The organism is Nitratireductor basaltis (genome assembly GCF_000733725.1).
Classification (GTDB): domain Bacteria; phylum Pseudomonadota; class Alphaproteobacteria; order Rhizobiales; family Rhizobiaceae; genus Chelativorans; species Chelativorans basaltis.
The window spans coordinates 1,733,130-1,747,284 of record NZ_JMQM01000001.1 but is presented as its reverse complement, the minus strand read 5'-3'; the positions used below and the strand labels follow the sequence as shown (position 1 = coordinate 1,747,284).

Sequence of the window (14,155 nt, the reverse complement as noted above, 5' to 3'; positions counted from 1 at the left end):
TGTGGCACCGGTTCAGGATGCTATACCGACATCTGATGAGTGGGCGTGTGAAGAGAGACAGTGGGAATGACGGCCGAAAACAGCATTTTCCTTGGCGCCAGCCGCAAGAATGACGACAACTATCAGCGGCCGGAGATCCTCGATCTTCGCTACGCCAATCGCCACGGGCTGATTACAGGCGCAACCGGTACGGGCAAGACCGTGACGCTGCAGATCCTGGCGGAAGGCTTCTCCAATGCCGGCGTGCCGGTTTTCTGTGCCGATGTGAAGGGCGACCTTTCCGGCATTGCAGTCGCCGGCGAGGGCGAGGGCAAGGAGTTTCTCGCCAAGCGCGCCGAGACGATCAAGCTCGACCCTTACGAGTTCACGGATTTCCCCGCGATTTTCTGGGATCTCTTCGGCGAGAAGGGACACCCGATCCGCACGACGATCTCGGAAATGGGGCCGCTGCTCCTTTCACGCCTGATGGATCTTTCCGATGCGCAGGAAGGTGTTTTGAACATTGCCTTCCGCCTTGCGGATGAGGAGGGGCTTCTGCTTCTCGATCTGAAGGATCTGCAGTCGCTGCTGAACCATATGGGCGAACGCTCGGCCGAACTGTCATCGCGCTACGGAAATGTATCGAAAGCCTCCATCGGCGCCATCCAGCGCTCGCTGCTGGTTCTGGAAACGCAGGGTGCCAGCCACTTCTTCGGCGAACCGGCGCTGAAGATCGAGGATCTGATGCGCACCAGTCGTGATGGTCGCGGCGCGATCAATGTTCTGGCCGCCGACAAGCTGATGATGAATCCCCGGCTATACGCGACCTTCCTGCTCTGGCTTCTGTCGGAACTCTTCGAAGAGCTTCCCGAGGTCGGTGACCCGGACAAGCCGAAACTGGTTTTCTTCTTCGACGAGGCGCATCTGCTTTTCGACGAGGCACCGAAGATCCTCGTCGACCGCGTCGAGCAGGTCGTGCGCCTGATTCGCTCCAAGGGCGTGGGCGTGTTCTTCGTCACCCAGAATCCGCTGGACGTGCCTGACACGGTACTCTCGCAGCTCGGCAACCGCATCCAGCATGCACTGCGCGCCTATACACCGCGCGAGCAGCAGGCGGTGAAGGTGGCTGCGGATACCTTCCGCCCTAACCCGGAATTCGATGTCTATGAATGTATCACGCAGCTCGGTGTGGGCGAAGCGCTGGTGTCCACACTGGAATCGAAGGGTGTGCCGTCCATCGTCCAGCGCACTCTGATCCGTCCGCCGTCATCGCGTCTCGGGCCCCTGGAGGATGACGAGCGCAAGGAGGTCATCAAGCAAAGCCCGGTGGCCGGTCTTTATGACGAACTCAACGATCGCGAATCCGCCTACGAGATGCTCCAGGAGCGCGCCAAGAAAGCGGCCAAGGCTGCAGAAAAGGCCGAAGAGGAGGAGGAAGAAGACGAGGGTGGTTGGACAATCCCCGGTTTCGGCAATTCCGGAAGCAAGAAGAAAAAGAAGAAGAGCGGCTATCAGCGCCAGACCGTTGCCGAAGCGGCGATGAAATCGGTGGTGCGCTCCGTTGGCACCACACTTGGCCGCGAGCTGATCCGTGGCATCCTCGGCAGTTTGCGCCGCTAGGAAAAGCCATCAGACTAGAAAAAAAGGCCGCTCCGGAAAAATCCGGCGCGGCCTTTTCATTCGCAATGGCAGAAGGTGTCAGGCGACGCCGACACCATTCGTGACCAGGATTGGCGAACCGGTGGTCACCCGGCCGTAAAGGTCGATAACGTCCTGGTTGATCATGCGTACGCAACCCGAGGAAACGGACTTGCCGATGGTCCACCACTCCGGCGAACCGTGAACGCGGTAGAGCGTGTCCTTGCCGTCCTGGTAGATATAGTGGGCACGGGCGCCGAGCGGGTTGTTCAGGCCGCCATCCATGCCACCTTCCCATTCGCCGGTCTGCTTGTTGTAGGTCGTGCGGTACTTCTCAAGCTCCGGCTGGCGATCGATCATCTCTGCCGGCGGATGCCAGCGCGGCCACTCGGCCTTGCGCTCGATCACGCCCTTGCCGGACCACTCGAAGCCGGCACGCCCAAGGCCGACGCCATAGCGCATTGCGCGACCGCGCGGACGGACGAGATAGAGGAAGTGCTGCGAAACATCGACGACAATCGTGCCGGGACGCTCGCCGGTCGGGTCTGCCACTTCCTGACGGTGAAAGCGCGACGGGATCTTGTCGAAGGGGACAGCCGGGATGAGGTATGGGCCATCCTGCAGCGGGCCATACATGCTGGCCAGCGAGCTCAACTGCGGATCGGGTTCGGGCGGCGTGTCGATGACAACCAGTTTTTGCGTTGAAGGAACGGAGACACAGCCAGCCAGGCCGAGGGTGGCGGTTCCAGCAGCAGCCGCCGAGAGGAACTTGCGCCGCGAAAGCGCGGGGTTTGGAGATCTGTTGTCGGGCATGTGTCTCTTCTTGTTCAAATGCGGTTGCGTCTGAGGCAGACCGGACTTCGCCAAATATCGCGAAGACCATCTCCATAAAATGTGGCAATGCAAGACGAAGTGTCACAAAGTTGGGCGTAACCCGCCACAATCGCGTCGACGCTGCATTGTTTGTGGCGGATATTGCTTTTCTGCAACGCTTGGCGCAACGCGCCCCCGCTTCAACTCGTCGTGAGCAGGCCTTCCAGTGAAGGCAGGATCAGCCGCGGTGGAAGATGCGGATATTCGTCCGGCTCCTTCGTGCGGTTGATCCAGACCGTGTTGAAACCGAAATTGGTAGCGCCCGCAATGTCCCAGCGGTTGGAGGACTGAAAAGACACCGCTTCCGGATAGCAGCGCCATTGCGTGGTCACCAGCTCGTAGACGCGGTGGTCCGTCTTGAAACACTGCACGTCATCGGCCGAGAAAACAGCGTCGAACAGCGGTTCTATCGCAGCGGAGCGGATCGCCGCACCCAGCATGTCGTGAGACCCGTTGGACAGGATCGCGATCCGCGCACCGCTGTCCTTGAGGATTTTCAGCACCGTCGGCACTTCCGGATAGCAGTCGAGTTGCCAATAGGCCTCAAGCAGGGCCTGGCGAAGCGCTGTATCGGCCGAGGGCACCTTGGCGAAAGCATAGTCCAGCGCCTCCCGGGTCAGCTCCCAAAAGTCGCGATAGCTGCCGGAAAGGGACGCGATCCACGAATATTCGAGTTGTTTCGCCCGCCATATCTGCGAAAGCTGCTGACCTTCCGGACCCAGATCGCCGGCGTGCTTGCGCACGGCGGAGTGAACGTCAAAGAGCGTGCCATAGGCGTCGAAAACATATGCGGTCGGCTTCATGATCATGCCTTGAAACAAATTTGTCTCACTTGACCGCAGCGTGTCTGCTCGGTCAAGAACGCTGGACCGATATATCGCCGCGTGCTGCCGATTGACCTTGAAGGTCCATGTTCTAGGCTCGTCACGCGCAAAAGGAGTTGAAAAATGGCTGCTCTGCCGCAGGCACAATCCACCACCTGGACCTTCATCGACGGCGAATGGCATTCCGGCAACGTCCCCATCGCCGGACCGCGCAGCCACGCCATGTGGCTGGGTTCCACCGTGTTTGATGGCGCGCGCTGGTTTGAAGGTGTGGCACCCGACCTCGATTTCCACGCCGAACGCGTGAATGCGTCTGCCGAGGCGCTCGGTCTGGAGGCCACCGTGACAGCCGACGAGATCGTGGGCCTCACCTGGGACGGGCTCAAGAAGTTCGACGGCAACACCGCGGTTTATGTCCGCCCGATGTACTGGGCCGAGCATGGCGGCTATATGGGCGTGCCCGCCGATCCGTCCTCCACGCGCTTTTGCCTGTGCCTCTACGAATCACCCATGATCTCGCCTGAAGGCTTCACCGTGGGCGTGTCGTCCTTCCGCCGTCCGACCTACGAAACGATGCCGACCAATGCGAAGGCCGGCTGTCTTTATCCGAACAATGGCCGTGCGATCCTGGAAGCCAAGCGCCGCGGTTTCGACAATGCGCTTGTTCTCGACATGCTGGGGAACGTGGCCGAGACCGGCTCTTCCAACATCTTCATGGTCAAGGACGGGGTCATCTACACGCCCGTGCCCAACGGAACCTTCCTCGCCGGCATTACCCGTGCACGCATCATCACGCTCTTGCGCGATGCAGGCTACGAAATCGTCGAGAAGGCGTTGTCGGTTGCCGATTTTCTGGATGCCGATGAAATCTTTTCCACGGGCAACCATTCAAAGGTTGTGCCGGTTGTCGGCATCGAAGGCCGCAGCATTGCCGCTGGCCCGGTAGCCAAGAAGGCACGCAGCCTATATTGGGAATGGGCGCACGCAGCCCCCGCCAACGCTGCCTGACAGGCAGGAACGATTGCGCGGGCGGTAACGTTGTGCTCCCGACTGCGCATGCCTATGTGCTTTAAGTCGATTTCAACCGGTAACGAGGGAGACCACAATGGCCTTTGAACTGCCAGACCTGCCTTATGACTATGAGGCGCTTGCGCCCTACATGTCCAAGGAAACGCTTGAGTATCACCACGACAAGCACCACAAGGCCTATGTCGACAACGGCAACAAGCTTGCTGCCGAAGCCGGCATGGAAAACCTCTCCCTCGAGGAGATCGTGAAGCAGTCCCACGGCAAGAATCCGGGCCTCTTCAACAATGCCGGCCAGCACTACAACCACGTGCATTTCTGGCAGTGGATGAAGAAGGACGGCGGCGGCAACAAGCTGCCCGAGAAGCTTGCCAAGGCGATCGACAGCGATCTGGGCGGCTATGACAAGTTCCGCGCCGACTTCATCAATGCGGGCGCGACCCAGTTCGGCTCCGGCTGGGCATGGGTTGCCGTCAAGGACGGCAAGCTGGCCATCATGAAGACTCCGAACGGCGAAAACCCGCTTGTTCACGGTGCCTCACCGATCCTCGGCGTCGATGTGTGGGAGCACTCCTATTACATCGATTACCGCAATGCGCGCCCGAAATATCTCGAAGCCTTTGTGGACAATCTCATCAATTGGGACCACGTGCTCGAAATGTACGAAAAGGCTGTCGGCTGAAGCTGACGCTCACCATTGATGAAAAAGCCCGGCATCGTCCGGGCTTTTTTGGTTCGCGGGTAGTTGTTGGTGGCTACGTAGCAATAGGCAAGGTTGAACCCTTTTGGTTGCTGCGGCCCGGCGGCGATCGTCGGGGTGGATGAGCCAGGAGAGCACGAGCATCCTCGAGAAATCGTTTGGCTGCAGCCAGATCATTCGCTTGTTGGCTCGCCGGGGCAACTTTTCCAGTGAACTCGATATGGCTTCCAGACCGGTATCGGGTGTCCCCTGGAACGAGGTCGTCCACAATCAGCCGGGCAGAGATCTCGGGTGAACTTACACCCTCGACAAAATGGCGAAGGACCGGCATCAGCCGCTTCCAGACGAACTGGACGGAGGCGTTTTGTTCCCGGGCAAGCGAAGTACCCGGCATGAGCCCTGGATCAAAGCAATAGAAGCGGGCATCCGCGAAGCTTTTCTCAGTTGCCGCTGCCGTCGCGTGATAGATCGCGCAAAGCTTGGAAGTGGCATAGCGGTCCAGTGCCTGTTCGCGCTCGTCCCGATCCCGGCGGCTGCTTCGGCCTGCCGCCGCAGCCTTCGCATCAGTAAAGTCTGCACCCATGAATCCGGCCCTTGCCGCCAGCTTGTTGGAGGGATCATGCGTGCCGCTTCCGATGGTTATGACTGCGGCATTCGGAGCCAGTCGATCAAGCAGACCATCGACCAGCGCGATATGACCAAGGACATTGGTGGCAAACACCTCGTCAAAGCCGTCAGCCGTAGTGCGTCGCGGCCCTAGAGGTTGAAGACCTGCCACGCAGATTACCGAAGCGATGCGGTCCGATCCGATATTTGCCCGGACCTGCGACACGAAGTTTCGAACAGATGCCAGCGACGATGTATCAAGAGCCAGGACCTCGATTCTGTCGGCCTTTGCAGTTCGCTTCAGCTCCGTCGCGCTTTCCGGGCGCCTTGCGCCTGCGATCATGCGTCCGCCCGGTTTGGATGCAAGCCGTCGCGCTATGGCAAGGCCAAGGCCCGAAGTCGCTCCGGTTATTACGTGTATGGACGTCATGCGTTTTCTCCCTCCAAGGCCGCGTAGGGAGAGAATAGTACGAAATTCGAAAAATTCAATAATCGTAGTATGAGATTTTCGCGAAGATACGGATGAACTGGTCCCGTTCCTCTGGCGAGAGTTTTTCAAGCATGGATTGGCAGTGATCCGTCTGAACCCGCACAAGCGCTGATACATATGCCTGACCTGCATCTGTCAGCGATAGGGAAACCGCCCGGCGGTTGTCATCCGGCCGTTCTCGCGAAAGAAGCCCCTGACGCGTCAACCGGTCGGTCGCCGAGGACATCGTTGTCGCCGCAACCATCAAATGGCGCGCTACTTCTGTCGCCATGCAGGTTGGTTGGTCTGCAACGAACAACAATATCTGCATGTCGAGAGGGTTGAGCAGCTTTCCCGACCCGACTTCCGCTTCGGCGCTCTTGAAACGCCGCGACAGGAGGCCGATGGCGCGGCGGAGCTCTGCTGCCTGTTTTGTGATACATGTTGTCATAGGTGGTGTTTATTCGAATGTCGTAGTGTTTTCAAAGTCAGCCGCTCCCAGACGATCCGCCACCCTCACAGAAGCTGATACGTTTTTATGCGCCCAATCACGTTCGTGTGATGCCTGCACGGCAGGCATTGCGCGCAAACGATTCATGATGCTCTCATCGCATTCTTTATAGTCAGGAGACAGCCATGCGGACCTTGATCCTATCCATATTTGCAGTGAGTTTGAGTGCGACGGCAGTTACTGCCGCTGATGATCCGGTGGCAGCGCGCAAGCTGCTGATGCAGTCGGCGGCTGCGGCGGCAGGCGTTTCCGGTGGCATGATGAAGGGTGACATCGACTACAACCCGGCCATCGCGAAATCGGCGATCGCCACGCTCAATGCCGTTTCGCACACCTATGGCGATTTCTTCCCCGAGGGCACGAGCGAAGGTGATACCACCGCTTCTCCCAAGATCTGGGAAGATGCTGCAGGCTGGCAGGCGGCGCTTGAGAAGTTCCAGGGTGACACATCTGCCGCCGCCGAAGCTTCCGGCAAGGATGGCCCTGCAGACCTCGCAGCATTCCAGCAGGCAATCGGCCCGGTCTTGGGCAATTGCAAGAGCTGCCATGAGAATTTCCGCGTTCAGAAGAACTAGCTGAACATGCGGAAACTGGCTTTCGCTGCCGCAGCAGTTGCTGTGGCCGCAGGCGCTGGCTTTTGGTTTCTCACAGGTCCGGATCGCCTGGAGGCATCCGAGATTGCCTCTGTGGAATCCGGCGATGCGGCGCGTGGTGAAGCGGTGTTCTGGGCAGGCGGCTGTGCCTCCTGCCACGCCGCACCTGATGCGGAAGGCGAGGCGCGAACGGAACTCGGCGGCGGGTTGGAGCTTGCCACCGAATTCGGGACCTTCGTTGCACCGAATATCTCCTCGCATCCCGAAGACGGTATCGGAGCGTGGAGCGAAGAGGATTTCCTCAACGCCATGATGCGCGGTGTCTCGCCGGATGGGCGCCATTACTATCCTGCCTTTCCCTACACCTCCTATGCGCGGATGGACCCGCAGGATGTGGCCGATCTCTTTGCCTTCATGAAAACACTGCCGGCGGTGGAAGGTGAGGCGGAAGACCATCAAATTGGCTTTCCCTTCAATATCCGACGTGGCCTGGGACTTTGGAAGGCGCTGCATCTGAACAGCGAGCCCATCCTGGCCTTGCCGGACAATGCGCCCGAAGAGCTTTTGCGCGGGCGCTATCTCGTGGAAGGTCCGGGCCATTGCGGCGAGTGTCACAGCCCACGCGATTTCTCCGGTGGCATCAAGCGGGATGAGTGGCTGGCGGGTGCCGTCTCCGCCGAGGGTGACGGCGTTGTGCCGAACATCACGCCCGGTGAGGGCGGGATTGAAAGCTGGTCGCAAAGCGACATCGCCTACTATCTCGAAAGCGGCTTCACGCCGGATTTCGATTCGGTCGGCGGCGCCATGGTCTCCGTCCAGAAGAACATGGCGCAGCTTGAAGATGCGGACCGTCAGGCCATCGCAGCCTATCTCAAGGCTGTCGAGGCGAAACCGGACGGCTATTCGTCATCCCGGTGACCTTCAGGACGAAGGCATAGCCATAGGCGGTGTCGGGCAGCCGTCCATAGCGGCCGGACGCCCCGAAATGGCCAGAACCCATGCTGGTGCGCAGCAGTGCGGGCGCGCCGGAAGTGGAGACCTCGCGCAGTTTCGCGATCCATTTGGCCGGCTCCCAGTAGCCGACACGCGGGTCGGCAATGCCGGTCATCGCAAGAACCGGCGGGTAGTCGGCCGGCTTCAGATTGTCATAGGGCGAATAGCTGGCGATGTAGTTGAAGGCCGTCTCGTCCTCGACAGGATTGCCCCATTCCAGCCACTCGAAGGGTGTGAGCGGCAGGCTGTCGTCCAGGATCGTGTTGAGCACGTCGACAAAGGCGTATTTGGCCACAACACCGGCGAAGGCATCCGGGGCGAGATTGAGCGAAGCACCCATGAGAAGGCCGCCCGCAGAGGCGCCCTCTGCCACGAGGCGATCGTGCTGCGTATAATTCTCTTTCACCAGATGGCGGGCAGAGGCCACGAAGTCTGAGAAACTGTTGCGCTTGTTGAGCATCTTGCCCTGGCGATACCAGTTCTCGCCCTTTTCCTTGCCGCCGCGCACATGGGCAAAGGCGACGACGAAACCGCGGTCGACGAGCGAAAGCCGCGCACCTGAAAAGCCCATCGGGTATGTAAGACCGTACGCACCATAGCCTTCCAGCAGGCAGGGTGCCGAGCCGTCGAGCTTCAGATCCGCGCGATGCACAAGCGAGATCGGCACCAAGGTGCCGTCTTCGGCGCGCGCAAACTCCCGGCGCGCGACATAATGCGCGGGATTGTGACCGGAGGGGATCTTCTGTTCCTTCAGAAGAACGCGTTCACGGCTGCGCAGATCATATTCATATTCGCGCCAGGGCGTTGTTGGTGAGGAATAGTCGAGGAGGATCGTTCCAGCGTCATATTCAAGACCCGGGTGATGGCTGAGCGTATAGACGTCCTCGTCCATGGCAATCACATGTTCTTCGCCGCTTTCTCGGTCGCGCACGACGATGCGTGTGAGGCCATCCACCGTCTCCTCGCGTATGAAGAAGTCGCGCAGGACCGAGATGCTCTCGATGAGGCGGCCCGGTTCGTGTGGAACGACCTCCTGGAGGTCTGCCAGTTCCTCACCCGTCCAGATGCCTTGAACGACCTTGTAATCTTCAGCGCCATCGACCTGTGTCAGCAGGAAGAAGCGGTCGTCTGCCGCCTCGACCTGATAATGCACGCGCTCCTGGCGGGGCAGAACGAGGCGTGGAGGGGAGTGCGGCACGTCACTTGGCAGGACATGCAGTTCCGTCGAATCGCTATCGGCGATGGAGATGAAGATATGGCGATATTGCATGTCGCCATATATGCCGAGATAGAACCGCGGATCATCGAGATGATAGATCAGCAGGTCTTCTGCCGGATCCGTGCCGATCCGGTGAAACAACACGTCCACCGGGCGGAAACTGTCATCGAGACGTACGTAATAGAAGCCCGTGCCAGAGGCGTTCCAGTAGCCGTAGCCGCTGGTTTTCTCGATCTCCTCTGGGAGATCCACCCCGTCTTCAAAGTGGCGAATGCGCAGTGAGTAGAACTCCGAGCCCTTGTCGTCATAACCCCACAGCCCAAGACTGTGATCCGGCGAGCTCACTATCCCCGTGCCGGTGAAGAAGTCCGTGCCCTCGGCATGATGGTTCATGTCGATGAGGATCGCCTCGGCTCCCCCATCGCGTGGCACCCGGTAGAAATAGGGATGATCTGCGCCTTCCCGATAGCCGCTGCCATAGGCAAATGGTCCGCGCTTGAGCGGTGAGGAGACGGGGGCCTTTTCCATTCGCCCTTTTATCTCGGCAATCAGCGTCTCTTGAAGCTCTTCCGTATCGGCCATGAAAGCCGCCTGATAGGCGTTTTCGGCCTCAAGATGCGTGCGGATATCCTCCGGCAGCTTTTCCGGTGCTGCCAGAACCTCTTCCCAGTTCTCAGCGCGCAGCCATGCATAATCGTCACGGCGGGTTATGCCAAAGCGGGTGTCTTCGACCGGTTTTCTGGCAGCCTGGGGTGGAGCGGACTGGAAAAAGATCTTGTTCATGAATGCCTTTTGGGCGCCGAAACGCGCGTCTTGGAAATAGAAGTTCGCAGGAGCGAACGAGCGGCTTTGCAATGCCGCTGATCCTGCATGAAAAGGTGGAACATTTGTGACCTGCGCCCGCCTGCGCGGGCGCAGGTCAAGTCAGCCTTCGCGCTTCTCAAGTTTGAGAGCGTGCCCGTTCATGCAGTAGCGCAGGCCGGTTGGCTCCGGTCCGTCATTGAACACATGACCGAGATGGGCGTCACAATCAGCGCAGCGCACTTCCGTCCGGGTCATGAACCAGGAGCGGTCGGAATGTTCGCTGACCGCTTCGGGGCTGACCGGTGCATAATAGCTCGGCCAGCCGGTGCCGGAGTCATATTTGGTCTCGGAATCGAACAGCGGATTGTCGCAGCACACACATCGATAAATGCCGTCTTCCTTGCTGTCCCAGTAAGGGCCGGTGAAGGCGCGCTCGGTGCCGTGCTTGCGCGTGACCTTGTACTGCTCCGGCGTCAATTGGCCGCGCCATTCCTCGTCGGATTTTACGATCTTCAGCCTTGTGTCGTCTTGCATCTTCATGTTCCCAAATGTCTCTGGTGCATATTTAGGTTCTTGGCGGCCGAATGTCAGGCGTTGAAGATCAGGAAACTGCGATCGAGGCCGGTCCGGTTTCTGTGAGCATCGCCTGAGAAGCAGCAGCATTGCTTGCCCGCAAAAGCTTCAACGGTTATGCACGACACCCAAACGGCACGGCCTTTGGATCCTTCGATCATGGGCGTGCAGCAACAAGCAGTGGGGATGCACATGGCGGCGGACGGTCAGTGGCTGACATTCTTGGCTCTCATCCTGCCCTTTCTGGGTGCGGCTGTAGCCCCTGTGCTGACAAGGATGATGGGCGCGAATGCAGCCTGGGTACTGGCTTTGCTCCCGCTCTATCTGTTCGTTCATTTTCTGGGGTTCCTGGGTGCAGTCGCTGATGGCGGCACGGTTTCGGGCGGCTATGCCTGGATCGAGAGCCTCGACATCTCCTTCTCCTGGTTCATTGACGGCCTGTCGCTGACCTTTGCTCTGCTGATCACCGGCATCGGTACACTGATCGTGCTTTATGCCGGCGGCTATCTGAAGGGGCACCCGATGCAGGGGCGCTTCTTCTCCTTTATCCTGATGTTCATGGGTGCGATGCAGGGGCTGGTGATTGCCGACAGCTTCCTTGCGCTCTTTGTCTTCTGGGAACTGACCTCGATCACCTCCTTCCTGCTGATCGGCTTCGACCATGTGCGCGCGGCCTCGCGCCGCGCGGCCCTGCAGGCGCTGGTGGTTACGGGCCTTGGTGGCCTTTCGCTGCTGGCAGGGCTTCTGGTGATCTGGGGTGCAACCGGCGAAAATTCGCTGTCCGGCCTTCTGGAAAGCGGCAGCGCGCTGCGCGACGCGCCGCTCTACATGGCTGCTCTCCTCTTGATCCTGGGCGGTGCCTTTACGAAATCGGCGCAGTTTCCGTTCCATTTCTGGCTTCCCAACGCGATGGAAGCGCCTACGCCCGTGTCGGCCTATCTGCATTCGGCCACCATGGTGAAGGCCGGTGTCTATCTTCTGATGCGCCTCAATCCGGTGCTGGGCGAGACGCTCGCATGGGAGACGATCCTGCCCATCTTCGGTGGCACGACGCTGATCGTCGGCACGCTGCTTGCCGTGCGCCAGACGGATCTCAAGCTGATGCTGGCCTATACGACGGTCGCCTCGCTTGGCCTGCTCGTCATGCTGACGGGCTTCGGCTCGGAAAAGGCCGTGGAAGCCGCGGTCCTCTACCTGATCGCGCATTCCATGTTCAAGGGCGCGCTCTTCATGGTCGCAGGCCTGATCGATCACGAGGCGGGAACGCGTGACGTGACAAGGCTGGGCGGGTTGCGTTCGGCCATGCCGATCACCTTCACTGCAGCTTTGCTTGCGGCATTCTCGATGGGTGGTCTGCCGCCCTTCTTCGGCTTCCTCGCCAAGGAAGAGATCTATTACGGCCTGTGGACGGGCGACGGCTGGGGACTGTTGCTGACGCTGGTCGCCCTCGTCGGTAACGGACTGATGTTTGCCATCGGTTTCGCGGTGGCGCTGAAGCCGTTCCTGGGCGAGAAGGTGGAAACGCCCAAACATGCCCATGAGGGGCCTGTGCTGCTCTGGCTTGGACCCGTTGTCCTGGCAGCGGCCGGCCTGCTGACCGCCATCTTCTCGGCAACCAGCCATTTCTTTCTCACAAGTCCCATGGCAAGTGCGGTGGCAGGAACGCCTGTTGAAGCGACCATTTCCGTGGTCCCGCATATCGGCCTGGCCCTTTTCCTATCCCTGCTCACCGTCGCCTTCGGCATTGCAGCCTATATGCTGATCGAGCGCCTGCGTTCAGGCATGGTCTCCCTGCTCGCCGCCATAGGCTGGGGACCGGACAAGGGCTTCGACCAGTTCGTTACCGGTTCGGTCAAGGCTTCGAGCGCGATCACCCGCATTATCCAGAACGGCAGGCTCGACTTCTACACGACCGCCACCTTCACCGCGCTGGCGCTGGCGCTGATCGTGCCGATGGTGATGTTCGGCGAATTGCCCGCAATGCCGAAATGGCCCGAACTGCCATTTTACGAATGGGCGATCCTGGCCATCGCCTTTATCGGCCTTGGTGCGATACTGCATGCGCGCGACCGGCTGACGGCCATCGTCTCACTGGGTATCCAGGGCTTCGCCGTCGCCGTGCTGTTCATGCTTCTGGGCGCGCCGGATCTCTCCTTCACCCAGTTCATGGTGGAAACGCTTTCGGTCGTCATCCTTGCCCTTGTCATGACGAGGCTGCGCCTTTCGCCGGCCGATCACAGGCCGGGACGCGAGAAGGCGATTGATATCTCCGTTGCGGCACTTTGCGGCGGCGCACTGGCATTGCTTCTGCTGCAGATCACCCAGCTTCCGTTCAACCCGTATCTCAGCGAGTTCTTCGCCGAGAATGCCCGCGTCATCGCTCACGGCCGCAATATCGTGAATGTCATCATCGTCGACTTCCGCGGCGTGGATACGCTGGGCGAAATCGGCGTGGTGATGATCGCGGGTCTCGCGATCCTTGCGCTGGTGCGCATCCGCTCGGGCAAGCGCTGGCCAGAGCCAGCTCCGGCAGAAGGGGAGAAGTGACATGCGCACACTGATTTTCCGCACCGTTGCGCCTTACCTGACCAGCCTGATGGTGCTCTTCTCCATCTTCGTGCTTCTGCGCGGCCACAATGAGCCGGGCGGCGGCTTCATCGGCGGGCTGATTGCGGCCTCGGCATTCGCCATCTACGGCATAGCCTGTGGTGTCGCGCCTGTGCGTCGGTCGCTTTATTTCCACCCCATGGCGATTTCAGGCGCGGGCCTTCTCATCTCCGCGTTGTCCGGACTGTTCTCGATGATGTTCGGGGTGCCGTTCCTGACAGGGCTCTGGACCAAGCTTGAAATTGGCGCCATCGCGCTGGATCTGTCCACCGTGCTGTTCTTCGATATCGGCGTCTATCTCGTGGTCGTGGGGTCGATCACCTCGATCGCGCTCGCGCTGGAAGAAAGGGAGCATGCCTGATGGAAGCCGTACTTTCGATCACGGTCGGCATCTTCTTTGCAGTCGGCATCTATCTGATCCTGTCCAAGCACATCATCCGCATCCTGCTTGGCGTGACGATCTTCGGTAATGCGGTGAACCTGACGATCTTCACCGCCGGGCGCGTGGTGCGCGAAGTGCCGCCGATCATTCCCGAAGAGCTTGATGTGCCGGCTTCGATCACCGCCAATCCGCTTCCGCAGGCGCTGATCCTGACGGCAATCGTGATTTCCTTCTCCTTCTTCGCATTCCTCCTGGTGCTGGCCTTCCGCGCCTACCAGGAGCTTGGCACGGACGACACCGACGGCATGCGGGTCGCCGAGCCGGAGCGCGAAGAACTTCCGCCGCTGGGGTACTGAAC

General features: G+C 59.9%; 14 protein-coding genes. 8 read left to right on the top strand and 6 right to left on the bottom strand.

What is annotated here, in order from left to right:
- Window positions 1–66: 66 nt before the first annotated feature.
- Window positions 67–1,599 carry a helicase HerA-like C-terminal domain-containing protein gene (locus tag EL18_RS08480; RefSeq protein WP_036481820.1) on the top strand — a complete coding sequence of 511 codons (1,533 nt, stop codon included), beginning with the start codon at window positions 67–69 and terminating at the stop codon, window positions 1,597–1,599.
- A 78-nt stretch (window positions 1,600–1,677) separates the two neighbouring features.
- On the opposite strand, the gene EL18_RS08475 is transcribed toward EL18_RS08480, so the two are convergent.
- Complete coding sequence (locus tag EL18_RS08475; RefSeq protein WP_036481815.1) at window positions 1,678–2,430, bottom strand: L,D-transpeptidase; 753 nt, start codon at window positions 2,428–2,430, stop codon at window positions 1,678–1,680.
- A 200-nt stretch (window positions 2,431–2,630) separates the two neighbouring features.
- The gene (locus tag EL18_RS08470; RefSeq protein WP_036484298.1) at window positions 2,631–3,293 is read right to left on the bottom strand and encodes a haloacid dehalogenase type II; all 663 of its coding nucleotides are present in this window, start codon (window positions 3,291–3,293) and stop codon (window positions 2,631–2,633) included.
- Between the two features lie 144 nt (window positions 3,294–3,437).
- Between EL18_RS08470 and EL18_RS08465 the strand changes: the two genes are divergently transcribed.
- Both EL18_RS08465 and EL18_RS08460 read left to right on the top strand, forming a co-directional pair.
- A complete protein-coding gene (locus EL18_RS08465; protein ID WP_036481811.1) occupies window positions 3,438–4,322 on the top strand; it encodes a branched-chain amino acid aminotransferase in 885 nt (294 codons plus the stop codon).
- Between the two features lie 97 nt (window positions 4,323–4,419).
- The gene (locus EL18_RS08460) at window positions 4,420–5,022 is read left to right on the top strand and encodes a superoxide dismutase (RefSeq protein ID WP_036481808.1); all 603 of its coding nucleotides are present in this window, start codon (window positions 4,420–4,422) and stop codon (window positions 5,020–5,022) included.
- A 73-nt stretch (window positions 5,023–5,095) separates the two neighbouring features.
- On the opposite strand, the gene EL18_RS08455 is transcribed toward EL18_RS08460, so the two are convergent.
- Together EL18_RS08455 and EL18_RS08450 are read right to left on the bottom strand one after the other, a co-directional pair.
- Window positions 5,096–6,076, bottom strand: coding sequence for an SDR family NAD(P)-dependent oxidoreductase (locus EL18_RS08455; RefSeq protein ID WP_036481805.1), 981 nt, complete (start codon window positions 6,074–6,076; stop codon window positions 5,096–5,098).
- Window positions 6,077–6,131: 55 nt separating this feature from the next.
- Window positions 6,132–6,566, bottom strand: coding sequence for a MarR family winged helix-turn-helix transcriptional regulator (locus EL18_RS08450; protein ID WP_036481802.1), 435 nt, complete (start codon window positions 6,564–6,566; stop codon window positions 6,132–6,134).
- 185 nt (window positions 6,567–6,751) lie between these two features.
- Here EL18_RS08450 and EL18_RS08445 point away from each other — a divergent pair, with 185 nt between their 5' ends.
- Both EL18_RS08445 and EL18_RS08440 read left to right on the top strand, forming a co-directional pair.
- A complete protein-coding gene (locus EL18_RS08445) occupies window positions 6,752–7,201 on the top strand; it encodes a c-type cytochrome (RefSeq protein WP_036481799.1) in 450 nt (149 codons plus the stop codon).
- A gap of 6 nt (window positions 7,202–7,207) precedes the next feature.
- Window positions 7,208–8,137, top strand: a complete 930-nt coding sequence (locus EL18_RS08440; protein WP_036481796.1) for a cytochrome c — start codon at window positions 7,208–7,210, stop codon at window positions 8,135–8,137.
- Here EL18_RS08440 and EL18_RS08435 read toward each other — a convergent pair.
- Window positions 8,091–10,214 carry a S9 family peptidase gene (locus EL18_RS08435; RefSeq protein ID WP_051914187.1) on the bottom strand — a complete coding sequence of 708 codons (2,124 nt, stop codon included), beginning with the start codon at window positions 10,212–10,214 and terminating at the stop codon, window positions 8,091–8,093. The genes EL18_RS08440 and EL18_RS08435 overlap by 47 nt on opposite strands.
- A gap of 141 nt (window positions 10,215–10,355) precedes the next feature.
- The gene (gene msrB, locus EL18_RS08430; protein WP_036481793.1) at window positions 10,356–10,769 is read right to left on the bottom strand and encodes a peptide-methionine (R)-S-oxide reductase MsrB; all 414 of its coding nucleotides are present in this window, start codon (window positions 10,767–10,769) and stop codon (window positions 10,356–10,358) included.
- Between the two features lie 231 nt (window positions 10,770–11,000).
- Here msrB and EL18_RS08425 point away from each other — a divergent pair, with 231 nt between their 5' ends.
- From EL18_RS08425 to EL18_RS08415, 3 genes are read left to right on the top strand one after another with little or no spacing between them, the layout of a single operon-like run.
- Window positions 11,001–13,355 (top strand): putative monovalent cation/H+ antiporter subunit A, encoded by a 2,355-nt coding sequence (locus EL18_RS08425; RefSeq protein ID WP_036484293.1) that lies wholly within the window; start codon window positions 11,001–11,003, stop codon window positions 13,353–13,355.
- 1 nt (window position 13,356) lies between these two features.
- Window positions 13,357–13,776: a Na+/H+ antiporter subunit B gene (locus tag EL18_RS08420; RefSeq protein WP_036481790.1), complete on the top strand. Its 420-nt coding sequence runs from the start codon at window positions 13,357–13,359 to the stop codon at window positions 13,774–13,776.
- Window positions 13,776–14,153, top strand: a complete 378-nt coding sequence (locus EL18_RS08415; protein ID WP_036481787.1) for a Na+/H+ antiporter subunit C — start codon at window positions 13,776–13,778, stop codon at window positions 14,151–14,153. The genes EL18_RS08420 and EL18_RS08415 overlap by 1 nt, the downstream gene beginning before the upstream one ends.
- The last annotated feature ends 2 nt before the right edge of the window (window positions 14,154–14,155 follow it).